Here is a 23,492-nt window from a genome sequence, read left to right as displayed (position 1 = left end):
AAAAGCTCCCCCTAGATAGAACAGATTTTTATTTTTTAATCTGTCTACCTAAAAGGGAGCATATCATTCTGAGATAGGGTCGACTTCATTTTAGACTTTTTTAAAGTGTAAGACTGTAAACTGACAAAGGAGGCGTTCGGTAGGAAATTTTCCTTATCTGATTGTGTTCACGATTTGTGTCAGGGCTTCGTTCACTGGTGTTGCCGGGCGACCGAGAAGCTTTTCGAAATCATCACTGTCAATCTCCAATGTGGCTTCTCGAATGTCTTTCTGAATGTTTACAAGCATCGGGATTAGAAAATCTGGTAAGCCTGCATCCTTCATCACCTGTGCGTAAGTGGGATCATCGACATGCTGTACAGTAACTTCCTTACCCAATACCGTCCCAACAGCGGCAGCAAGTTCATCCTGGGTCAAAAGCTTGCCGGAAAGCTCATAAATCGTGTTGTCATGTCCCTCATGAGAAAGGACGGCGGCTGCTGCTTCTGCATAATCTTGTTGTGGTGCCCAGCCAACCTTTCCCGTTCCGGCTGATGTGACCCATGGGGCACCCGTTAAAACACCTTGAATACTAGGAATTTCATTTTCTAAATACCAGTTGTTACGTAGGAAGGCATAGGGAATCCCTGTTTTTAAGATCGCTTCTTCTGTGGCTTGATGGGTAGGCGCAAGGAAATTTTTACTGTTTTTTGCGTTCACAATACTCGTATAAGCCACAAATTTTACACCAGCCTCTTGGGCAGCTGTTACAGCATTTTTATGTTGCGGGATTCGGGTTTCGTTATCTCCATCGGCAGAAATGATTAATAAGCGTTCGACTCCTGCAAAAGCAGTTTTTAATGACTCTGGGTGGTCAAAATCACCTTGACGGACGTCTACTCCACGCGTGCGTAATCCTTCTGCCTTCTCCGGATGACGCACACTCACTGCAAGCTGGTATGCAGGTACCGTTTTTAATAAAATGTCTACGACTTTTGAACCGAGCTTTCCGGTAGCCCCTGTGACTAATAGTGTCATTCTATTGTCCTCCTATATCTCTATTTTCCGTGACATGTATGAAGATCACGAAATGACAGCATGCCTATCATGAATGAACTTGTTGAATTATAAGTATAGGTATATAGTATATCCATAGTTCTGAAAATAAAAGTAGTCATTTTATTATTACATAGTCACAAAAAGAGTACCATTAAGGAGTGGCATGATCATGGCCCGTTATTTTATCCAAAACGAAAATCCACCTAAGGAAAAGGAAGAAATCTGTCCTGTGACCTATACGCAAAATTTAACCTCTGGAAGATGGAAACTCATGATATTGTGGTATCTCAGCAAGGGGACAAAACGATTTAATGAACTCCACCGATCACTATCAGGAATTTCAAAAGGCATATTGACACGGCAGCTACGGGAGCTGGAAGAAGATGAGATGGTCCATAGAGAGGTTTATAAAGAAGTTCCTCCAAAAGTTGAGTATTCATTAACACCAAAGGGCGTCAGTTTTATCCCAATACTCGATATGATGGGGGAATGGGGGAAAAAGCATTTAAAAAGTGACCAGTGACAGGAGGGCGTTCCTGTCAGCATTTTCTCCTTAAAAAAAGATGGGCAATGTTTTCTTAAAATTATAAAATAGAGAAGTGAGAAATGGGAAGGAGGAGATAATGATGCTCTCTCAAGCGATCAATCTAAATGATAAATTTTCAAAATTCAGTGAGCAATGGTCACCTAAAGTCATAGCTGAGATGAACGATTATCAATTTAAGGTGGTTAAGATTCAAGGAGATTTTGTATGGCATGATCATAAAGACACTGATGAAGTCTTCATCGTTATAAGTGGCGAGATGTCCATCATTTTTAGAGATGGAGAAGTGACGCTCTCTGAAGGGGAAATGTTTGTCATTCCTAAGGGCAAGGAACACAAGACTTATGCTCAAGAGGAATGCCAAGCGCTGATCGTTGAACCTAAAGGTGTTGTCAATACAGGAGAAACAAGTTCGGAATTGACGGCAGAAAATGATGTCTGGCTATAAATGGGACAAAAGCGATAGCGGCTTAAAAGACTAAATGGCTTGATGGAGGTATTTTGATGAGCAGCCCTATTTTAAATCAAATCGGAACCGTCTTTATTCCAGTAAAAGATATTGAAAAAGCAAGAGCATGGTATTGTGCGCTCTTAGGATTAGTGGAAGAAGGAGACATTCTTTTTGGACATCTCTATGTCATCCCTATGGAGGGGGCGGGGATCGTGTTAGACAGTAAAATCTACTCAGAGGAGACAGTATTTAAAACCCCAGCGTTTCATTTCAATACACTCAATATTGAAGAAGCCTATGAAGCTATGAAAAGGCAAAATGTTAAAATCCTTACTAAGATTGAGCATCAACACTATTTTAATATCCAAGACCCAGATGGTAACCATTTAATGATTTGTCAATGTTGAAGTGTTTTAGAGTGGTAGAAAAGGTTAAATGGATTTGGCCATCGCATTTTATAGGAAAGACAATAAAAGCCAGCTGGCATTTTCCGAGGTCACTGAAAATCTTTTGATTTTCGTGACAACCTAATACCTTTATAAAAAAACGACTCTAAAATTTAAAAAATGAATTTTGAGTCGTTTTTTAGAGAATTACGTGCCTATTGTTCCCTCATTTTATTTCATTTAAAAACATCCTGAGATCGACATCGGGAGCGATTCTTGTTGTGGATGTTTTATATTTTGGTATTGCCTTCACTGTGATTGGGATGGGGATGTATTCCCAGAAAATGTCAGACAAAAATCCCTCACTGGGAGGGATCAAGTGCTAGTCCTCTTTTCTGTTCTCCAAACCTCTATTGGTTTTTGAAATCGTGATTCGGTCTCCACTTGTACTTGGTTGCACAGCGTCTTTACCTTTTATAATGTTGCGTTTTGATTTTGCATTTTTACTCACGAGTTAGCTCACTCCTTCGTTTAGGTGCAATGACGAAAATATTTTTAACGAAAACATTGGAATTTATGTAAGAAAAGAGCCTGTTTGGCCTTAAGCTGTTTTGGTCGAGAATCAATTCCAATTTGTAGGTAAAAATAAGAGTTAGGTTTGAATGGAAGCAGTGGAGGCGTTATTGAAGAATGGTGTTATTCGTGATTTCCGGTATTTTATTTAATACAGTTGTCTATAAAATGAATAAACACCTTACAATGAATCACATAGTACAAACCTGGTCATTTACAATGATTTTTCTTTTTGTTTTTGATATTTATGTTGATGGGAAATGGCATGGGTATTGGTATTTTAGTAAAGAGATTGACTGGCACAATCTCTTGGTTTATTTATGTCTAATCCCCCCTGTCAATGTGATTTTCTTAAATTGGTTTCCTTTTAAGGGAGCACGGCTTACGAAGTTCTATTATTCTGTATTGTGGCTTATCTTTTTATTGAGTTATGAAATCCTTGCTTTGTCTCCTCGACCTTGGGGATACTTTCATTATGGTTGGTGGCACTTATTTTACTCCATCCTTTTGGACCCTGTTTTACTGATGATCTTGCTCGTGCATCATGAGTGGGTATGTAAAATTGAAAAGAGTAGTTTTAAGAAAATATAATGTATCACAAAGCGTGCGGTCTCTTTTTAGTCACTCTTACTTAGGGTGACTTATTATTTAGGATGGACAACGCTTTTTCATTCATTTTTTAAGCCTTTCTTGCGACGAGTGGATCCCTTTAAAAGCACTGATTATCAAAGAACTCTGATATACTATTAAAAAAGAAAGGGGGCATTGAGATGGTTGAGCGTTGTGGTTGGGTCAATGAAGATCCGCTATACATTGATTATCATGATAAGGAGTGGGGAGTGCCTGTCCATGATGACCAAACGTTGTTTGAATTTCTTATTTTAGAAGGGGCACAAGCGGGTTTGAGTTGGTATACCGTACTCAAAAAACGTGAAAATTATCGAGTCGCATTGGATGGTTTTGATGTTGATATCATTGCGAATTACCCTCCCGAAAAAGTCGATGAGCTCATTCAGAACGAAGGCTTGATTCGCAATCGAAGAAAATTAGAATCTGTGATTACTAATGCGCAGGCCTTCAAAAGGGTTCAAGACGAATTTGGAAGCTTTAGTGCGTACTTATGGGGTTATGTACAAGGAGAACCGATTGTTAATTGTTGGAGTGATTTGCAGCAAGTCCCGGCCAATACCCCCTTAAGTGACCAAATCAGTAAGGATTTAAAAAAGCGTGGCTTTAAATTCATAGGAACAACCATCATCTATGCCTATTTACAAGCAACGGGTGTTGTCAATGATCATATAAAGCAGTGTATTTGCTCTAAGTGCAGCTAGCGGGACGTGGGGACAGGAACAGTGTCCCAAGGGGTGGGACACCGTTCCTGTCCCTTTGTCTCATTTAAACAAAGAAAGCTTTATGGCATTGGCCATCGCTTGATAACCTCTATCGTTTGGATGAAAGTTATCTTCAGCATGGTACCCTGGGCGATAGCGTTGAGGGTCTTTAGGGTCTCTTAGCGTCTTGTCAAAGTCAATGACGCCATCGAAGGCATCACTCGTTCGAATCCAATGATTCACGGCTGCTCTTGTCTTTTCACCTTTGGACGTGTATAAGCTGGAGCCCTCATAGGGTCCTAGTGTTGCCCCGTATATCTTAAGGTGATGTTTATGAGCAAGTGAAATAATCTTTTTCATTTCGACAATGATGTCATCGGCGCTCGTTTCGTCTGGATGTTGGCGGATATCATTCAAGCCTTCATGCAAGATAATAGCCTGAATATCTGTGAGATTGAAGGCATCTCGTTGGAGACGATCTTCTAGTTTTTCTCCGATATCAGGGGTTTCGGTTAACAACCGATTTCCAGAGAGACCGGCATTCACGACAGACCAAGTCATTGGCATTTGTGTATTGAGTCGTCTGGCTAAGTCATCAGGCCAGCGACGATTGGTATCTTCAGTTGAATGGTTGCCGTTGGCGATCGAGTCACCGAGGACTGCTATTGTCCCTTTAACGGATGATCGTGTGTAAACATCAATACCATTGAGCCAAAACCACGCATTTTCACTGGTAAGATAAGCTTTTTTGTCATTATCCGTGACATGATTACCGTTGGCAAGGTAACTTCTCTGCATAGAAAAACGGTGCCAGGTCACAGGTCCAGAATCCTGAACATAAAGGCTCACAGTTAAATTATCATTACTTTTAACCTTCATAGAAATGGGATCACTGACGTCGGTGTCTCCCTTTGAAATCGTGATAGCTTTCTTGCCTTTAAATGTCACACTCTGATGGGAACCAGAGTTTGTTTTCGCTCCGCTAGTCGTAAGGGCAACATCGACTTGTTTAAAGGTGACAGCCCTTGTTCCAAAGGCATTGGAAAGATGAATGCGGAGTTTATTTCCATCCATATGTGGCTGGACAACCATGCGGATCGTTTGTTGGTGAATGCCATTATGAGATATCCCGTCCTCAAGCGGCTTCTGGGGAGAAGCATACCAAGCACTTACCCACTTATTGCTTTGAGGGGAGGCAAGGGACCTAAACTTAAACCCCATGCCGATGATCAACATAAGGATTGGAACCATAATGGTTGCGAGAATTAAACCATTGCGTGTTCTTGGACTCATGTTAATGCAGAACTCCCTTTTCCTTTGAATTTTAAGTTTCTGTCTCTTTTCAAAAAGACTAGGTAATTAAAGGTATTCGTCAGCACGCATAAAAAGTTTTGGGTGACACCATTAAACAAAAAAAGCATTTGACTGGAAGTCTTTTGACTAAAGTTTAGGTAGAGGGGAACTCGAGCCAGTTAAAAGAAAGTAAGTATGAAAGAATGACAATGTTACGAAAAGGGGGCGTGTGATGAATTTTAATATGAATGAAGCTATTGAAGTTTTGGAACGGACACCACAGACATTGAGCACTTTTTTAACGGGATTATCAGAGGCATGGCTGCAATCTAACGAAGGAGATGGGACTTGGAATGTGACTGAAGTCATTGACCATCTCATTGAAGGGGAGAAGACAAACTGGATGCCGAGGCTCGCTTTTATCCTTGAGGAAGGTGAGAGCAAGGTCTTCCCACCTTTTGATCGCTTTTCACATTTAAGCCAAAAGGAAGACGGGACGATCAAACAGAAGTTACTTGAATTTAAGGCGCTTAGGATAGAAAATATGACAAGGCTCAAACAGCTTGTTGATCCTGAGGTGCATCTGGGACTCACTGGACGCCACCCGGCATTTGGTCAAGTAAGAGTAAGAGAATTGCTTTCGGCTTGGGTTGTTCATGATTTAACACATATAAGACAAATTGTGCGGGTAATGGCTGAGAGGTATAGGACGGATGTTGGACCTTGGATTGAGTACCTCGGTATATTGAAGAAATAATAGGCTTGATGGATAACGATGAGACAGAGTATTTAAAAGAAAAATCTGATTCAATTTTACAGATGGATTTTGTAGAGGTTTGGATGAGCATTAGAGGAGAGACGAAAGTGATAGGAACTGTTTTTAATTGCCTAACCATTTTGGTTGGCAGTACGATTGGAAGTATTTTCAAAAAAGGGCTAAAGAAAAATTATCAAGACATATTAATGCAGGCCATGGGCTTAGCAGCGGCCGCTTTAGGTATCAGTTCCGTTGTGCAGTATTTACCGTCAAGTCATTATCCCGTACTTTTTATTATAAGTTTGGCCGTTGGGGGAGTGGCTGGGGAATGGATTAATCTAGAGAAAAGATTTCAACAGCTGGTCGGTAGATTTTCAAAAAGTCATTTGGCAGAAGGGTTATCGACCGCTATCTTGTTATTTTGTGTGGGGACGTTGTCAATCTTAGGTCCTATTGAAAGTGCCTTAAAAGGGAATGAAACCTACTTATTTACGAATGCCATATTAGATGGTGTGACTTCAATGGTATTAGCCTCATCCTTTGGGATAGGCATTGCCGCCTCTGCACTCGTCTTATTTTTGTGGCAGGGCTTTTTCTATATAACAGCTGATACGATGGCGAATGTTATGACGGAAGACTTGCTGACCGAGCTTTCTATCATTGGAGGCATACTGATCTTAAGTACTGGATTGAGTATTTTAGGCATTAAAAAATTTAAAACGCTAAACCTTTTGCCTTCATTATTGATCCCAGTGATTGTATTTGCATTCAAAGCATTGCTCTGGTAGTGATGATCGGGCGAGGGAAGCTACTCCTTCGCCCTAAAAAGAGAAGGCCTTTGTGTTCATCAAATGTGGTGTCTGCCGCCGTGTCTCCTTTTGCTCTGTTGAACAAAAATCAATGTAAAAAGCTGTCTAGAGGTAAGATGAGCAAGTGCACCAATGGGCATCACAAATAAATCAATCCAAAACCCATCGGCATATTTTTCTGGGTTTTGAAAGAAGGAGATGGACAATAGCCCGGAAATAAAAAAAGAGGGTAATAAAAAGAAACACCATGGATTGGTCAACCATTTAATGTTAAATTCCTTTTTAATAGCTTCATAGGCCAATTCAAATACGCCAGTAATGGTCGCGATGATAACAAAAACCTCGATGCCTCCCTCTTGAAAAAAATTGCCCATTTCTCGATGGTAAAATGTATTATCATAGTAGGCAATCGTCCAAATGCAAGCCGTGACAAAAATAGCGTTCCAAAGATATCTCATGGTTTTATAATAAGGGAACACAGCCTTTTTCATTTGCCAATTCAGTGCCCGTACATTGCCGAAAGACTGGATGGCATTCTCCATAGCTTCTTCGTTCGAATAGCCTTTAATCATGAGTTCCTTGACATGTTCATGAAGATGTAAGGAAAGCTCTTCTTTGAGCTCTTCTTTCTCAAGCTCCCCAATGGGTAAGTCTGCAACAATTTCGTTGACATAAAGATCAATATCCTTCACGTGGCTCCCCCCAATGTCTTGTCAATGAGTCGATTGATCTGTCTCCAATGATTTAGCTTATCATTAAGAACCTTTTTCCCATGCTCCGTAATTGAGTAGTATTTTCGACGCTGACCTTCCTTTTCCTCACTCCAATAAGAAGTCACACATTCCTTGTTTTCTAATCGCTTTAAAGCTGGATAGAGCGTTTCTTCATTCATACGGTAGGAGTCATCGCTTAAGACTCTTAATTTTTTTGTCATGTCGTAACCATAGGAGTCTTGTTCAAGTAATAAAGAAAGTAATAAAATCTCAATACTTCCTTTGAGTCGTTCTCTGTCCATACGTTTTTCCTCCAATTAGGTCTCTATGCATTGTATAACAACGTGCATTGTATTACAATGCATGTTTAAAATAATACTCTATATTCCCAAATCGCCTGTCCATGTTCTTTTAATCTAATAATGATTTTTGTCATAGTCTTTTAATTATAACTTTAGCCAGAGGGAATCTCTGAAAAATGGTAATATATTAAAAAAGCAAGGGCGAGGGCTTACAGACATTACTTCTACAGTCAGAGTAAGTTGAACTTCTAGTACTGTAAAATCAAGACGCTCTCAATCCGAAGAATGAAAAATTTGAAACTCAAGAGGTGAAGTGATGAAAATTAAAGTCGATGATTTGTCTGGACCTGAAGTGGCTGCGTTATTAAGTGAACATCTTCAGAGTATGGCTTTGCATTCTCCCCCAGAAAGTATCCATGCGCTTGACCTTGAAGCCTTGCGCCGACCAGAAATCACCTTTTGGAGTGTGTGGGAGGGAGAGGAACTTGTCGGTTGTGGCGCTCTTAAAGAGCTTGACAGTCAGCATGGCGAGATTAAATCGATGCGAACCTCTTCAACACATCTCAGGAAAGGTGTTGCTAATCGATTGCTACTTCATATCATTGAAGAGGCAAAAAGGCGTGGCTATAAGCGTCTCAGCTTAGAAACAGGATCAATGGCAGCTTTCGAGCCTGCTCGAAGACTGTATACAACATTAGGTTTTCGCTATTGCGCGCCCTTTTCGGATTATACTGAAGACCCCAATAGTATGTTTATGACAAAGGAATTGTGATGGGATTTAGGAGAAATATCTGAGGTGATTATGTAAAAATAAGGGGACCTAAATATGAACATTGGATCAAGTCCCTTTTATATTTCTGAGGTATGAATAGTTATAATTTTTTGTTAGTATGTATTTAATGGAAATAAAATTCAGAAATGTGTGGTTGAGTCACTATCTTTGTTGAAAGGGAGGGATGGCTTTGGAAAGTAAAAGCAAGATCGTGGGAATGACGCTGCTTTCAGCTTTAGTGTTTTGTGTACTACTCGTTGTCAATTCAATGTCACCTTTATCGGAAATGGGTAACCATGCCAATACATTGGGTTCGGTTGGCATGTGGGCAGCGATTGGGATCGGGCTTGTGTGCTATGCTATCCCCCTATTTATTTATAGTATAGGGGTTAAATGGATGAAGTATGTTCTCGCTGTTTTATGTGGTATCGGCATGTTCACTTTTCTTGCCATTGCTTCATCTGCAGTGTTCATCGGTTTAGTGCAACATAATTTTTCGCAATTAATAGGGGTATTGGTTATCAGTGTGATTGCGAGTGTCATTAATATCCTGTGGTTTGTCATTGCTTTTCGCACAAAAAGGAAGGCGCCTTCAGTTATCATAAATTAATGGATGTTACTGACATCAAAGGGAACAGATAGTGACTCACTTATGAGTTTAATTTTTACTAGAAGTCGTGACGGATCGAAACGGGTCTTTTTGCGGCTTTTTTTATTGTGGTTAGGTTTGTGGGGGATGACCATTTAGTAACTATCGACAAAAGTCAGAATGCCAACCCTTTCTATAGGTATAGTCCGTAATGCTTGCGGCTTTACTATTATTCAGTCTAGAATGTAAGGGTTCATTAAAAAGTTCGTGGATTCTCCCTGCTTCTCATTTTTGAGACATGTTCTTGAAAGAGGGGAAGGGGAGTCCTGCTTGCAGACATATAAATATGCATAAGGGGAAAGAGAGAAGAGATGAAGAAACCGATAACGATCTTTTTGGTCATGGCTTTATTTTTTGCTGCTTTAAACTTGCGCCCGGCGATTAATTCGATTGGGCCATTATTACAGGCGCTGCAAAAGGACTTAGGCATGAGCGCTTCTGTTGCAAGCCTGCTCACAACTATTCCAGTCTTATGTATGGGGATTTTTTCTCCTGTAGCTGTGAAGTTAGGGAGTCGCTGGGGTATTGAACGGGTGCTAGGATGGTCCTTATTCGTCATAGGGATTGGCACGATTTTAAGATTCTTTACGACTTCGACTACATTTTTGTTAATCACGGCCTTTTTAGCGGGACTGGGTATTGCGGCTATGGGACCGCTACTCCCGGGTTTTATTAAACGTTATTTTCCCCATCAAGTGCCAACGATGATTAGTGTCTATACGGTTGCCTTGACGCTTGGGGCTGCATTGGCATCAGGACTATCAGTGCCATTAGAAAATGGCTTTGGCTCTTGGAAAGGCGCTTTAGGCATTTGGGCGCTTCTCGCTTTCATTGCTCTGCCTATTTGGTGGTTTTTCGTCCTAAGACACAGAGAGAAGGGAACGGGGAAGGCTTCATTATCACAGTCTTCAAAACTCCCTTGGGGAAACAAAAAAGCTTGGTTATTAACGTTATCCTTTGGCCTAATGGCGATGATCTTTTACTCTGTCACGGCTTGGCTGCCTCCGATTATTCAAGGTTTAGGCTACAGTAAAATTTATGCGGGGAATGCTTTGACTCTTTTTGCCTTTATACAGATTCCAGTGAGTTTATTGCTGCCATTATTACTTAAAAGATTACCTTCGCGTTTGTTGTGGTTACTGATTTCATCCGTTATAGAGATTGTTGGATTTGTTATGATTTTGCTTTCCATTCAGCCCATCATCGCGGCAGCATTGATTGGAATTGGGGCAGGAGCGTTGTTTTCGCTTAACCTCTTACTTCCGATTGATGCCACAACAAATGGACAAGAAGCGGCTTCTTGGTCAGCGATGGCTCAGGCCGTTGGCTATGTGATTGGAGCGCTAGGACCGATTATATTGGGATGGATACAGGACGCTACGGGAAGCTTTTTCTCTGCTGTCATTGGTCTCATCATTATTATTTTGATTATGATATGCGTTCAATGTGTGGCGGTACCTCGAAAGCAACATCAGCAGTCTGAGAGTAACTAATGTAGTTTTAAAAGTTTTATATTTTTATAGCAGGAAGAAGTGTTTCTCTTACCGAGAGGCGCTTCTTTTATTTAAATATAAGAATGTATAAAATTCTGGTCATCAGGAAGGTGTGGATTTACGCTTCAGAACGCTCGCTTTCCTCATGCCCACACGAAGTGGGTAGGGTCGGCGTTGTCACAGGACGTGACGTTTTTAGCCGATCGTCCTTAGTGGCCTCAGCTCATTTTGGAATGGATGAATGGAGTTCCAAAGTATTTATGATTAAAAGTCACCTGTTCCTGCGTCTACTCGTATCGCTTCGTCGTCAGCTTTCTCGGAACAACTCGAAGTTCACTCGTGAAGTAACGCTCGTTGCTGTTCCCGAAGGAGTCTCGCGTCTTCCGCTCCAATCCACTTGATACTGACGAAGCATTTTGGTAAAAAAGATTTTTAATGCCCAACTGAATGAGGACCGGGCATGCATTTCGCCCGGTTTTTCTAATAACTTAGGGGTTGACCTTATAAGTGCAACTAAGGCTTAGCGATTGACTTAATGTGTGAAGGCGGATCCTGAACATCAGGGTGTGCTTAGTGAAACGATGAAGTATAAGCCAAGTTTTCTAATACACGTTATTCCTTTTCTTGCATATGAATAGGCTAAGAAATTTGAAACGGGTGGGGGAATAGCTGTGGCAACATTAAAGGAAGGAAAGGGGCGTCTTTTCATTGGGTGGTTAACCTTATTCCTCATCGGGACAGATTTGTTCGTCGTCTCACCACTGCTACCTTTCATTGCCTCCGACGTAAAGATGTCTATAGCGTCAACGGGATGGATGGTCACTGTCTTTTCAATCACTTACGCTGTGTGTGCTCCAATTATGGGTTGGCTTTCTGAAAAGAGTGGCAGGCGTTTTTGTATTGTCCTCGGGCTTTTCCTATTTTCATTGGCAAATGGTTTGACGGCCTTATCTCCTTCTTTTACATGGCTCATGCTCAGTAGACTCTTAGCCGGAATCTCGGTAGCGGCCGTCACACCTTTGATTTATGCCATTATTAGTGATATTGCTCCACCTAAGCGACGTGGTTCCTGGCTGGCAGTTGTCATTTCCGGTCATCTTACGGCCTTATGCTTAGGAGCGCCAATGGGGACAATTCTAGAACAGTTTTTTGGCTGGCGGAGTGTGTTTTTAATCTTGGCCGCTATAGGAATGGTTATGATGGGCGTTAATGGTTGGGTATGGAAGACAGTTAGCCCGATTTCCAATGCTTTAAAAAGGACAAAAGGGACGAGGATACCTGGCATCTATGTCGCCGTAAGTGTTACAGCCATTTGGGCTATTGCCATGTATGCTGTTTATGTCTATCTGGGAACAGGACTATATGAGGAAAATCACTTCACATCATCTCAAATGGCATGGGCTGTCTCTTTTTATGGATTAGGAGCAGTCACTGGGAGTTTATCAAGCGGTTGGTTAACCGATCGCTTTGGAGCTATACGGGTTTCAAATACGTGCTTGCTTTTACTTTTTGTAGCTCTTCTTAGTTTAGGGCTTATCTTTACAAAGTCTTGGTTGGTTTTCATCTTCCTTTATCTATGGGCATTCGTTGGTTATGCAGGCTTTGCTTCTTATCAGGCCCGCTTGGCAGAGGAATATCATGAAAGCAGAGGAAGTATTATGGCATGGAATAATACCGCGATGTACGCTGGAATTACGCTAGGATCCTACATTGGAGGAACCCTGTTAAACCACGTTGGATTTACTTCACTATTATATATAAGTAGCGGTATGGCGTTCTTCGGTTTTATCTTGGGGCGTTTTAGAAAAAAGAGTCGTGAAGGATTACGGTGATACTGTGTCGAATAAGGAAAATAACAACAATTATGGGTGGTAGCGGAGCTTTTGGTGTATGAGGTCTAGTAGAATCAAGAAATACGCGCGTAGGGATCCAATGGCGTAAAAGTAATTTATCGAAAGTAGACTAGCAATCTTTTTAGCTTTTTGAGAAGGACAAGCAGGAGCTGTTTGTAGATGAATAAGAAAAATGTTTATGTTAAATTCCTTGGCAATCGTTCATTACTCCTTCTATGGGGTGGCCAAACAACTTCTATTATGGGTGATCTTCTTTTTAACATGGCCATCATGTGGTCAGTGTATGCTCACAGTCAATCTATACTGCAAAGTGCATTAGTCGGTGTTGTATGGCATTTAACTAGTGCCTTATTTTCGCCTTTAGCCGGTGTGATGACAGATCGATTTGATAGAAAGCGAACGCTTATTTCACTCTATGTTTTGTCAGCATTGGCCACTTTGGGTTTTGGCTCAATTGTTTTTTTCTATGGGCATTTATCGATCGGGTTTTCTTTATTTTTCATTTTCTTTATTAACTGTTTGGGTGTCTTTTATTTTCCAATCGAGACCTCAATCATGCCGCAAATCGTTGAAAAGCAATATTTGTCATACGCTGCAGGAACCTTTTCATCTATTAAGCAATCAGCTCAACTTTTTGGAAGTATGGTTGCTGGTTTTATCATTTCTTTATTGGGGGTGGGGTTAGCGATTACTCTAGATTCCCTCTCGTTCATTGTTGTGGCGGTTCTTGTCTTTTTTATAAAAGTTCCAAATCTTAACGGTATAAAAGTTAAAAAGGAAAAGCTATCCCTTGTAAATGATATTAAGTCAGGGTGGCGTTACATAAGGAAATCCTCCATACTCTTTACTTTGATGTGGGTTGCTTTATTACTTAATATGGCCTCTTTTACTGGCTCAATCTATCCAGCATTAGTGAGTCAACAGCTCCATGGGGGAGCAGAAATTCTAGGACTAATCGAGGCATTCGGTTTTGTTGGTGGTATTGTTGCTGGTTTTTCCTCAGGTCATTTATTTAAAAGAATAAAACCAGGAATGCTGACTGTTTTATTTTGGGTAATAGCAGGTCTTTGCACAATAGGGATTGGGCTGTCCACAAATATTTATGTGACACTGGGATTGGAGTTTTTTGATAGTTTTGCACTAACGGGAAGTGCAGTTTGCTTAAACACTATTGAAATGACTATTATTTCTAATCAATATCGTGGAAGGGTATTTGGGATTATTAGGGGACTATCCATCGTTTTGGTTCCTCTAAGTACGCTATTCGCGGGTGTTTTAGGAGATGTTATTGGGGTCACGCCATTATTCGCTATAGCTGGAATATGGTTGATGATTGTGGCACTTATTGCCTTTTCTAATAAGAGTATTAGGCTGTTTAGAATGGATGAGGAAGAAAGGATCACTCAAAGCCATTAATTTTATTTTTGTTATTGAATGGGGTCAATAGTAATGGATAAGAGGATAGTAAAGTGAGTTGAAATTACAAAGATAAAAGTGAGTTTAGAGCATTATTATTTACATGATTACGGGCTTGAGCGGAAAATAAATCGTTTTAACGATATCTATAGAGAGGTTCAGTCTCTAATTAGTGTCCAAAGTGGGTGTGCTTTCGGACCCAAGAGTGGTTCAATCTCTAATTAATGTCCGAAGTAGCCGTGCCTTCGGACACAAGAGTGGTTCAATCTCTAGTTAGTGTCCGAAGTAGGCGTGTGTTCGGACACAAGAGTGGTTCAATCTCTAATTAGTGTCCGAAGTAGGTGTGTGTTCGGACACAAATGGTTTTCAATCTGTAGTTAATGTCCGAAGTAGGCGTGTGTTCAGACACAAGAGTGGTTTAATTTCTAATTAGTGTCCGAAGTAGGTGTGTGTTCGGACACAAGAATGGTTTAATCTCTAGTTAATGTCCGAAGTAGGCGTGTGTTTAGACACAAGAGTGGTTTAATTTCTAATTAGTGTCCGAAGTAGGTGTGTGTTCGGACACAAGAGTGGTTCAATTTCTAATTAGTGTCCGAAGTAGGCGTGTGTTCGGACACAAGAGTGGTTTAATCTCTAATTAGTGTCCGAAGTAGTCGTGTGTTCGGACACAAGAGTGGTTTAATCTCTAATTAGTGTTCGAAGTAGGCGTGTGTTCGGACACAAGAGTGGTTCAATCTCTAGTTAGTGTCCAAAGTGGCTGTGTCTTCGGACACAAATGCATACCTTAAGATTTTAACGGAAGTACAGGAAAAGGGTGGAGACAATGGCGAACCACCCCATCTTTATTCCTTCCCCAATCCTTAATAGGCCTTGGCCCAGTAAACGAGGTGCTCTGCTTTTTCACCGCAGCATACACAGTGACCAGAAACGTGCTCCTGCTCAAAAGGAATGCAGCGCGAGGTTGCTGATGTTTCGTCTTTAATGAAATTTTCGCAGGCTGGGCTGCCGCACCACATGGCTTGAATAAAGCCAGGATTTTCTACAAGAGCAGTTTTAAATTCATCCATAGTACGGGCGACAGTGGTTTTTTCTTCACGGTGGGCCTTCGCTCTTGCAAACAGGTTGTCTTGGATGGCGTGAAGGAGTTCTGTTACTTTGGTCTCGAGCTCATTCATTGGGACAGGCATTTTCTCCCCGGTATCTCGACGCGTGAGGACCACTTGATCCTTTTCAATATCCTTTGGTCCGATCTCCAAACGAAGGGGAATGCCTTTCATCTCATATTCATTAAATTTCCAACCTGGCTTTTTGTCACTGGCATCTATATCGACTCTAGCCACTGATTTTAGCTGCTCTTTAAGAGCATAGGCTTTGTCCAGGACGCCTTCTTTGTGTTGAGCGATAGGGACAATCATCACTTGTTTAGGTGCAATTCTTGGTGGCACAACAAGCCCGCGGTTGTCGCCATGAACCATAATGAGAGCACCGATAAGGCGAGTGGTTATCCCCCAGGATGTTTGGTGAACCGTTTGCAGCTCTCCGTTCTTGTCTGTGAATTGTATCCCGAAGGCTTCCGCAAATCCAGTACCTAAATAATGTGATGTGCCTGTCTGGAGGGCTTTTCCGTCATGCATCAAACTTTCAATGGTTAAGGTATGCACTGCACCAGCAAATTTTTCTTGATCCGTTTTACGGCCGCGAAGGACAGGGATAGCGAGAAAATGTTCACAGATTTCTGCATAAATCTCAAGCATTCTTTCTGTTTCCTCTTGAGCCTCGGTGCCTGTCGCATGGCAAGTATGTCCTTCTTGCCACAGGAATTCAAGCGAGCGTAAGAAGGGTCTGGTTGTTTTTTCCCAGCGCACGACATTGGCCCATTGGTTATAAAGCTTCGGTAAGTCACGATAAGAGTGAATAATTTGAGCATAGTGTTCACCGAACAAAACTTCTGAAGTAGGGCGAATCACGAGCCGCTCTGAGAGTGACTCCGCACCTCCTTGAGTGACCCATGCGACTTCAGGTGCAAAGCCTTCAATATGATCCTTCTCTTTTTGGAGCAAGCTTTCAGGAATAAGCAGAGGCATGTAAATATTTTCATGACCGGTTTCTTTAATCATTTGATCAAGTGCCGCTCGAATCGCCTCCCATATGGCATAACCGTATGGACGAATAATCATTGACCCCCTGACCGAAGCATAGTCCACGAGATCAGCCTTTTTCACGACATCGGTATACCACTGGGCAAAATCATCTTCCATTGTGGTAATTTCTTTAACAAATTGCTTCTCTTTTGTCATACTGCACACCCCTTATAAGTGTTTTAAATACAAAAAAGACCCCATCCCCAAAAAGGGACCGAGGCCTGGTGGTACCACCCTTGTTTGCAGCAAGCAAGCTGTACACTCTTTATCGATAACGGCTCTTCACCGCAAGTATCTTTTCATTCGATACTGAACTCCAAGGTGGGTTCAAATGGCGTCTCTAGAAACCTTTCAGCGGCAGTTTCCTCTCTGGAAGAGACAAAGCATTTTACTATTCCTTTTCAATGTCTTAAATATGAGTTTTTATAAAATATACTTAGCTTTTTATATAAAGTCAAGATGAATTTTGTGATCTTACCGGCACTGTAAGGAAGGAATATATAGAACTAAGCTGTGATGGACAGATGGACAGCTCTTAGGTAGAGATCAGGAGAGCCTACGTAGATCATAGAGGGCTTTTAGTAAATTTAATTAAAGAAAACATAAGCAGATATTCTCGTGTTGAAGGGAAATGTAAAATTAGTTACAGTTTTCGTAAGTTTTAATCAATTTTGTGATAATATAGAAGCAATTATTATCCATTCCATGGGTTGAGGGGTATGAATATGTCAGGCATTAAAGTATTGGTTGTGGACGATGACGCAGATATCCGAGAAGTGATTCGTCTATATCTCGAGAATAATGGAATATCAGTCCTCTTAGCGGGGGAGGGTTCTACTGCGATTCAGGTAGTCGCTGAACAGCAACCTAATCTGATTATTCTTGATGTGATGTTACCTGGGATCGACGGCTTTGAAGTCTGTCAGGCTATCCGCAAGAGATCAGATGTCCCTATCTTATTTTTGAGTGCAAAAGAAGATGATATGGATAAAATTGTAGGCTTAGGGATAGGGGGCGATGATTATATAACCAAGCCATTTAGCCCAGCGGTTCTTGTGGCTAAAGTGAAAGCCCATTTAAGGCGGAGTCGATTGCTTGCGCAGGGGAATTTTCTCGAAAATGAACAAAGAGTAAATGTGCTTGAATTCTCAGGACTCTCCATTGACATGGACAGCTGTGTTGTAAAAGTGGATGATGCCCCTATTGCCTTATCAACAAAAGAATATCATTTACTGTGTTATTTAGCGACGCGTCCCAATCATGTGTGTAGTGTTGAACAGTTATTTGATTCGATCTGGGGTGAAGAAGCATTAGGGGACTACCGAACAGTCATGGTCCATATTAGCAATCTTAGAAGGAAGATTGAGAGGGACCCTATCAAGCCCCAGTACATTATGACAGTCAGAGGATTTGGCTATAAATTTATTCCGATAGATAGGTAGACTTTTGATTTTCTATTCTTTTTAGAGTGTGCGGAGAGCGAAATGTTAAAAAAGTTCGTATTTCGTCTATTGTCAAACCTAATTCTTTGGCATCGAGTATCAGATCTACCCATTCAGCATCAAGAGTGCGACAGTCGATACGGGTGTCAACAGGCAACTTATGCATTGATGCCCTCCTAAATAAATTTATTATTTTCTTAATCTATAGTACTAAATAAAGTATAAAAGGAGTTCAAGAGAAGTTAAAGTTTTCTTAAAGTTATTGGAAAATTTGAAAAGAGGGTGAGGGTTATCGCTGATCTGTCATATTATCAAACGCTCGAAGTGATAGAGGAAAATGAATCTTGGTGTCTTCAACGTGGTTACTCAAAAGCTATGCATCAAAGCGTCTTGATCAAAAGGTTAAAAAATGACCCAGTATCACTGGAGGAGCGATCGTCGCTTATTCATGAATTTCACATAACAAAAGCACTATCTCTTCAGAATGTTCTTCAGCCCTTACAGCTCGAAAGCGATAATGGGCAGCCTTTTCTCGTCCTTAAGAATGTTATTGGCTATACTTTGAAAACGCTTTTAAAAAAGGAGAGCATGGATGTCACTTCATTTTTGGGGATAGCGATTCAGCTGGCAACAAGTGTTGGTGAGCTTCACCAATCACATGTGATCCATAAGGCGATTCGACCGGAACACATTTTCATTGGAGAACAAGAGAAGACTGTTTTACTGACAGGCTTTGGAGATGCCACGAGGTTAAAAGAAGAAAATTTTCATCATGGATCGAGTCCCTATGAATTGAACCGTCAGTTGGCCTATATGTCACCAGAACAAACCGGTCGGATGAATCGTTCCATTGATTATCGAACGGATCTATATTCTTTAGGTGTGACCTTTTATGAAATGGTAACCGGCAGACTACCGTTTGCCACACGAGATCTGGCAGAATTAGTCCATGCGCATTTGGCGGTCACTCCGCCTGCTCCTCATCAGTTGAATCAAAATATACCGTATCCAATTTCCGCTATCATTATGAAGTTGATGGCGAAAATGCCTGACTCTCGTTATCAAAGCGCTAATGGTCTAAAACGAGATTTGGAAAAATGTTTTCAAGCTTTGGATCAAGGGTGTGTGCAGTCCGTATTTCCCTTAGAGACTCATGATAAAATGGATTACTTTGAATTACCGCATACCCTTTACTCACGCCGCGAGCAAATAGAGTCCCTATATCAAGCCTTCGAACAAACCGGCAAGGGGACAGCGACGTTGGTGTTAATACCGGGAGCCTCTGGAATTGGAAAAACCGCTCTTGTGAAGGAAGTAGAAAAACCGCTTGTTAAGGAGAAGGGCTATTTCATATCGGGAAAGTTCGATCAATGGGAACGGCAGAAGCCCTATGCCCCAATTCTTCAGGCCTTTAAAGATTTAATCCGACAGCTCTTAACTGAGGAGACTGAGAGAATAGCAGGTTGGAAACAGTCATTACTTCAAGCCTTGTCCACCCATGCCGGAATCGTGACAAAAGTCCTCCCAGAGCTAGAATGGCTGCTAGGGCAATACCCAAGTCCTGAGGACTTGCCGGCACTCGAGGCCAAAAATAGGTTTCTTATGGTTTTCCAAAAGTTTGTTCATGTTTTTGCTCAAAAGGCTCATCCTCTCGTGCTGTTTCTCGATGATTTGCAATGGGCAGATCGGGCATCTATCGATCTTATCGAGTATTTATTATCGCAGCCTGTTTCGCAATATTTAATGATTATCGGTGCTTATCGCGACAATGAACTAAAAGTGGGCCATCCCTTTACTTTATTTTTAGAAAAGGTGCCTACAATAGGGGTGAACACACGAGAGATTCACTTGTCACCTCTTGGTTATGATGACATAGGGAGGTATATTGCGGAGGCGTTTCATTCTGACGTAAAGGATGTTGACAGAGTCACCACCGTGGTTGAACGCATGTCACAAGGGAATCCTTTTTTTGTGCGGCAGCTTGTTCAAGAATTATTTGAGGGAAATATTGTCACTTATGATAACAAGGCATTCATGTGGAGGGTAAATCTGGAGCAATTAAATCAACTGCCTTTAACCGGAAATATTGTAGATCTTTTGATCAAGAGAATGGCAAAGCTTTCAAGTGAAACGCGAGAGGTCTTAAAGCTGGCCTCTTGCATTGGAAGTCAATTTGATCTGGGCACGCTCTCGACTATTTATGAAAGTTCTATGGCTCAAACCGCTGAAACGCTATGGGAGGCTTTGGAAGCTGGTCTTATTTTTCCTATAGATTCGGGCTACAAGTGGGTGTATCCCAATATAAAGCCTCAAAGCGTTTTTCCAAAGTATCGGTTTGCCCATGATCGAGTGCAACAGGCTGTTTATATAACCATGTCATTAGAGAATCAAAAACAAACCCATTTGAAAATCGGACGCCTGCTTTTAAAACATACTGAAGAGGTTGATGGAACAGGGCTTTTTGAAATTGTGAATCATTTGAACATCAGTAAAGAGTATCTCATAGAAAAAACAGAAAAAGAAAGATTGGCTGAACTCAATATGCGGGCAGGCGAACGAGCCAAACAATCTGCTGCCTTTGAATCAGCACTTAAATTTTATAAAGCGGGACTTCATTTGTTAGCCAAGGATAGCTGGGTGACTCACTACGCCCTTACTTTTAAATTAATGATGGGTGTTGGCGAATGTGAGTACCTAAATAGCCAATTTGATGAGGCTGAGGCCCTTTTTGATAAGGTGCTCAAACACGCTCATTCCAAAACGGATCGATTGGCTGTCTATAACATTAAAATGACGCTCTATACTCATGTGCATCGTGTGGAAGAAGCCGTTGATGCTGGCATACAGGGGCTTCAGTTGTTCGGCTGGAGAGTGCCTCGAAGGCCAGGAAAATTAGGTGTAGCTAAGGAATTACTCTTAACTAAGTGGGCACTGAAAAGAGTTGCCTCCAAGGATTTATTACAGTTACCCCGATTGAAAGATGAAGAGACAAAATTCTTAATGCAGACGATCATGAATATGAATGGTCCCGCTTTCCATGTTGATCGTTATCTTGTATCATGGCTCATGTTTCACACTCTTAGGCTAACACTCAAGCATGGAAGTACGGAGTTAACTGGATTGGTTTTTAATAACTATGCTTTAATCTTAACCTCAGGGTTTTTAGATTTTGAGACAAGTTATACCTTTGCGGATCTTGCCATCCAGCATGTGAAACAAACGGAAAATAAGGGTGTCGCGGGTCGGGTATTTTTTTTGCACGGAAGCTTTATCAATCATTGGAAGAAGCATTTAGCCACGAACCTGGATTATTTACGACAGTCACAAAGTTATTGTATTGAGTCAGGAAACTTGCACCTAGCGGGAGCCAATAGTTCTTTTATTGGTATGATTCTTTTTTTGCTTGGAAATTCCTTGGCTGCCGCAGAGACCGGCATTGATCAACAACTCCAATTTGTAAAAGAAATTCGCTATACATTATCCAATGATTTTCTCAATGAGATGAAGCAGTGGATTCAAATTTTACGACATCCTAATAAAGACCCGGAGTGGGAGTTCCCAGCAATAACCGAAGATCTTTCGGCCCTTGTCATTCATGCGATTGTTCGCTTACAAATGGCTTATTTATTTGATCAACCTCGCCATGCACATGAGCAATTAGTTCTTTTGGAGAAACATTTTGATCAACTATCTATTTTAATTATTGATCCGGAGTATTATTTATATCAATCCTTATGGCTTGTTAGATTTTATGCGAAAGCGAATCAGAGGGAACAACGTCACTATCGAAAAATCCTGCAGACAAATTTGAAGAAATTAAAAAAATTAGCTGAACATTCTCCAGATAATTACCAGCATAAATATGTTTTAGTTCAAGCAGAAGTGGCCCGTATTTTTAATAAGGAGCATGACCTTGCCATTTTATATGACCGAGCGATTTCCTTAGCTGAGGCGCATGGTTATTTTCATGAGAGTGCCTTAGCAAGTGAGTGTGCTGCCCAATATTACCAGGATAAAAACATCATGACATTGGCGGAACACTACCGGGTGTTGGCTTATCAATATTATGCCCAATGGGGAGCTTTAGGGAAGGCAGAGCGCCTATTAAGACAGTATCCCACACTGCAAAAACAAGCAAAGCAATCACGTGTTTATTCTGGCGCACAAGAGAAAAAGATTGAGCGTCTTGATATCGGGTCCATAACGGAAGCTTCTCAAGCCCTTTCTAGAGAAATTATTCTTACACACTTATTGGAGAAGTTGTTGTCGATTGTGTTAAAGAACGCAGGAGCCAGTAGAGGACTCTTATTGTTGTACAATGGCGATCAACTTACAGTTGTGGGAAAAGGAGGTTTGCGGTACGAGCAAGAAAATATAGAAGTCAGAGCCTTGCATCAGGAACCCCTTGAGGCTCTCTATTCAAAAATGGTTGTGAGCTATGTGGTTCAAAGTCAGGAAGCTGTCGTTATAGATGATGCAGCGGCTGATGGAATATTTGCGAGAGATCCTTATATTATTAAACATCAACCAAAATCGATGTTATGTCTTCCTATTATTCACCAAGGAAGATTAATAGGGGCTCTCTATTTAGAAAATAATGAAGCAACTCATGCTTTTACTAGAGAAAGAATAGAGGTGTTGACATTAGTCGCTTCCCAAGCGGCGATTTCAATTGAAAATGCGACTTTATATGCCCATTTGGAGCAAAAGGTTGCTGAACGTACAAGGGATTTAGAAGCGGCCAATCAAGAGTTAGAAAAGGCCTATCGGAATATAACGCATTCGGAGGATTTTCGGCGACAGCTTTTATCTAATATTTCCCATGATCTTAGGACACCCCTCACTTCCATACAAGGTTATATTGAGGCGATTTTAGATGGCGTGGTGCAAAGTGCTGATGAAGAGAAGGGTGTTTTACATAGGGCCAAAGAGAAAACCAAGGCATTAAACCGGTTGATTAATGATCTGTTCGACCTTTCAAAATTAGAAGCGAGACAAATGACCTTTGCATTTGATTTTGTTCCGATCGATAGCTTGTTATTATATTTGTATCAACAAAATCAACTCGAAGTGGAGGCTGCTGGCTTAGTCTTTGACTTTATGCTTCCAGACCAGACAGACTTTCCGTTGGTTAAAGTCGATGTTGACAGGATCGCCCAAGCTGTCAGTAATATAATAATGAATGCGATCAATCACACCGAATCAGGAAGCATTCAGCTTTGCTTAGCGCTTGAGAGTGAGAAAGAACAAGCAATGGTCACCATTCAAGATACAGGTTCAGGAATTCATGAACAGGACCTCCCCCATATTTTTAATCGCTATTATACAAAACCAGGGAGAACTTCTAAGAAGGGTAATGGCTTAGGGCTTTCGATTTCTAAGGAAATTATTTCGCTTCATCAAGGGCAATTAACAGCCAAGAGTACCCTTGGCGTTGGAACGTGCTTTTGTATTGAATTACCGCTATTTGAATTAAAGGACACTGTGATAGCAGAAGAGACCCTAAGCACATTATGAATGACCTTTCTT

Annotated in this window: 21 protein-coding genes and 1 other annotated feature; of the genes, 14 read left to right on the top strand and 7 right to left on the bottom strand. The window is 41.1% G+C overall.

Annotated elements, in window-relative coordinates; translation table 11 throughout:
* Positions 1 to 153: 153 nt before the first annotated feature.
* On the bottom strand, positions 154 to 1,017 hold the full coding sequence (locus tag IEV91_RS06025; protein ID WP_188496509.1) for an SDR family oxidoreductase: 864 nt from the start codon (positions 1,015 to 1,017) through the stop codon (positions 154 to 156).
* A gap of 190 nt (positions 1,018 to 1,207) precedes the next feature.
* On the opposite strand from IEV91_RS06025, the gene IEV91_RS06020 reads away from it, so the two are divergent.
* The 3 genes from IEV91_RS06020 (at position 1,208) to IEV91_RS06010 (ending at position 2,440) form a co-directional block, all read left to right on the top strand.
* Positions 1,208 to 1,561 carry a winged helix-turn-helix transcriptional regulator gene (locus tag IEV91_RS06020; RefSeq protein ID WP_188496508.1) on the top strand — a complete coding sequence of 118 codons (354 nt, stop codon included), beginning with the start codon at positions 1,208 to 1,210 and terminating at the stop codon, positions 1,559 to 1,561.
* A gap of 103 nt (positions 1,562 to 1,664) precedes the next feature.
* Positions 1,665 to 2,030 carry a cupin domain-containing protein gene (locus tag IEV91_RS06015; RefSeq protein WP_188496524.1) on the top strand — a complete coding sequence of 122 codons (366 nt, stop codon included), beginning with the start codon at positions 1,665 to 1,667 and terminating at the stop codon, positions 2,028 to 2,030.
* A gap of 56 nt (positions 2,031 to 2,086) precedes the next feature.
* On the top strand, positions 2,087 to 2,440 hold the full coding sequence (locus IEV91_RS06010) for a VOC family protein (RefSeq protein ID WP_188496507.1): 354 nt from the start codon (positions 2,087 to 2,089) through the stop codon (positions 2,438 to 2,440).
* Positions 2,441 to 2,801: 361 nt separating this feature from the next.
* Here the strand turns inward: IEV91_RS06010 and IEV91_RS21855 are convergent, their stop codons facing one another.
* A complete protein-coding gene (locus IEV91_RS21855) occupies positions 2,802 to 2,930 on the bottom strand; it encodes a hypothetical protein (protein WP_268236356.1) in 129 nt (42 codons plus the stop codon).
* 179 nt (positions 2,931 to 3,109) lie between these two features.
* On the opposite strand from IEV91_RS21855, the gene IEV91_RS06005 reads away from it, so the two are divergent.
* Positions 3,110 to 3,583, top strand: coding sequence for a hypothetical protein (locus IEV91_RS06005; protein WP_188496506.1), 474 nt, complete (start codon positions 3,110 to 3,112; stop codon positions 3,581 to 3,583).
* Positions 3,584 to 3,762: 179 nt separating this feature from the next.
* On the top strand, positions 3,763 to 4,323 hold the full coding sequence (locus IEV91_RS06000; protein WP_188496505.1) for a DNA-3-methyladenine glycosylase I: 561 nt from the start codon (positions 3,763 to 3,765) through the stop codon (positions 4,321 to 4,323).
* A gap of 60 nt (positions 4,324 to 4,383) precedes the next feature.
* On the opposite strand, the gene IEV91_RS05995 is transcribed toward IEV91_RS06000, so the two are convergent.
* Positions 4,384 to 5,616, bottom strand: a complete 1,233-nt coding sequence (locus IEV91_RS05995) for an SGNH/GDSL hydrolase family protein (RefSeq protein WP_188496504.1) — start codon at positions 5,614 to 5,616, stop codon at positions 4,384 to 4,386.
* Positions 5,617 to 5,848: 232 nt separating this feature from the next.
* Between IEV91_RS05995 and IEV91_RS05990 the strand changes: the two genes are divergently transcribed.
* Both IEV91_RS05990 and IEV91_RS05985 read left to right on the top strand, forming a co-directional pair.
* Positions 5,849 to 6,373 carry a DinB family protein gene (locus IEV91_RS05990; RefSeq protein ID WP_188496503.1) on the top strand — a complete coding sequence of 175 codons (525 nt, stop codon included), beginning with the start codon at positions 5,849 to 5,851 and terminating at the stop codon, positions 6,371 to 6,373.
* Between the two features lie 107 nt (positions 6,374 to 6,480).
* Positions 6,481 to 7,161, top strand: a complete 681-nt coding sequence (locus IEV91_RS05985) for a DUF554 domain-containing protein (protein WP_188496523.1) — start codon at positions 6,481 to 6,483, stop codon at positions 7,159 to 7,161.
* 59 nt (positions 7,162 to 7,220) lie between these two features.
* Here IEV91_RS05985 and IEV91_RS05980 read toward each other — a convergent pair whose 3' ends face one another.
* Both IEV91_RS05980 and IEV91_RS05975 read right to left on the bottom strand, forming a co-directional pair.
* Complete coding sequence (locus IEV91_RS05980) at positions 7,221 to 7,874, bottom strand: permease prefix domain 1-containing protein (RefSeq protein WP_188496502.1); 654 nt, start codon at positions 7,872 to 7,874, stop codon at positions 7,221 to 7,223.
* Positions 7,871 to 8,197 carry a PadR family transcriptional regulator gene (locus IEV91_RS05975; protein WP_188496501.1) on the bottom strand — a complete coding sequence of 109 codons (327 nt, stop codon included), beginning with the start codon at positions 8,195 to 8,197 and terminating at the stop codon, positions 7,871 to 7,873. The genes IEV91_RS05980 and IEV91_RS05975 overlap by 4 nt, the downstream gene beginning before the upstream one ends.
* Positions 8,198 to 8,513: 316 nt before the next feature.
* On the opposite strand from IEV91_RS05975, the gene IEV91_RS05970 reads away from it, so the two are divergent.
* The 5 genes from IEV91_RS05970 to IEV91_RS05950 all read left to right on the top strand — a co-directional run bounded on the left by IEV91_RS05970 (position 8,514) and on the right by IEV91_RS05950 (position 14,380).
* On the top strand, positions 8,514 to 8,969 hold the full coding sequence (locus IEV91_RS05970) for a GNAT family N-acetyltransferase (RefSeq protein ID WP_188496500.1): 456 nt from the start codon (positions 8,514 to 8,516) through the stop codon (positions 8,967 to 8,969).
* A 190-nt stretch (positions 8,970 to 9,159) separates the two neighbouring features.
* On the top strand, positions 9,160 to 9,579 hold the full coding sequence (locus IEV91_RS05965) for a DUF5391 family protein (RefSeq protein WP_188496499.1): 420 nt from the start codon (positions 9,160 to 9,162) through the stop codon (positions 9,577 to 9,579).
* Between the two features lie 350 nt (positions 9,580 to 9,929).
* The gene (locus tag IEV91_RS05960) at positions 9,930 to 11,111 is read left to right on the top strand and encodes an MFS transporter (protein ID WP_188496498.1); all 1,182 of its coding nucleotides are present in this window, start codon (positions 9,930 to 9,932) and stop codon (positions 11,109 to 11,111) included.
* Between the two features lie 671 nt (positions 11,112 to 11,782).
* Positions 11,783 to 12,943 (top strand): MFS transporter, encoded by a 1,161-nt coding sequence (locus tag IEV91_RS05955; protein ID WP_188496497.1) that lies wholly within the window; start codon positions 11,783 to 11,785, stop codon positions 12,941 to 12,943.
* Positions 12,944 to 13,123: 180 nt separating this feature from the next.
* A complete protein-coding gene (locus tag IEV91_RS05950; protein WP_188496496.1) occupies positions 13,124 to 14,380 on the top strand; it encodes an MFS transporter in 1,257 nt (418 codons plus the stop codon).
* An 860-nt stretch (positions 14,381 to 15,240) separates the two neighbouring features.
* On the opposite strand, the gene proS is transcribed toward IEV91_RS05950, so the two are convergent.
* Positions 15,241 to 16,677 carry a proline--tRNA ligase gene (gene proS / locus IEV91_RS05945; protein WP_188496495.1) on the bottom strand — a complete coding sequence of 479 codons (1,437 nt, stop codon included), beginning with the start codon at positions 16,675 to 16,677 and terminating at the stop codon, positions 15,241 to 15,243.
* Between the two features lie 50 nt (positions 16,678 to 16,727).
* Positions 16,728 to 16,935, bottom strand: a binding site (T-box leader).
* Positions 16,936 to 17,246: 311 nt separating this feature from the next.
* Here proS and IEV91_RS05940 point away from each other — a divergent pair.
* A complete protein-coding gene (locus tag IEV91_RS05940; RefSeq protein WP_188496494.1) occupies positions 17,247 to 17,963 on the top strand; it encodes a response regulator transcription factor in 717 nt (238 codons plus the stop codon).
* Here IEV91_RS05940 and IEV91_RS05935 read toward each other — a convergent pair.
* Positions 17,944 to 18,129 (bottom strand): anti-repressor SinI family protein, encoded by a 186-nt coding sequence (locus IEV91_RS05935; protein WP_188496493.1) that lies wholly within the window; start codon positions 18,127 to 18,129, stop codon positions 17,944 to 17,946. The genes IEV91_RS05940 and IEV91_RS05935 overlap by 20 nt on opposite strands.
* A 116-nt stretch (positions 18,130 to 18,245) precedes the next feature.
* Here IEV91_RS05935 and IEV91_RS05930 point away from each other — a divergent pair, with 116 nt between their 5' ends.
* A complete protein-coding gene (locus IEV91_RS05930; RefSeq protein WP_188496492.1) occupies positions 18,246 to 23,480 on the top strand; it encodes an ATP-binding sensor histidine kinase in 5,235 nt (1,744 codons plus the stop codon).
* The last annotated feature ends 12 nt before the right edge of the window (positions 23,481 to 23,492 follow it).

Source organism: Pullulanibacillus pueri, from assembly GCF_014639255.1.
GTDB lineage: Bacteria > Bacillota > Bacilli > Bacillales > Sporolactobacillaceae > Pullulanibacillus > Pullulanibacillus pueri.
The sequence above is the reverse complement of the archived record's forward strand: the minus strand, read 5'-3'. Positions and strand labels throughout refer to the sequence as shown.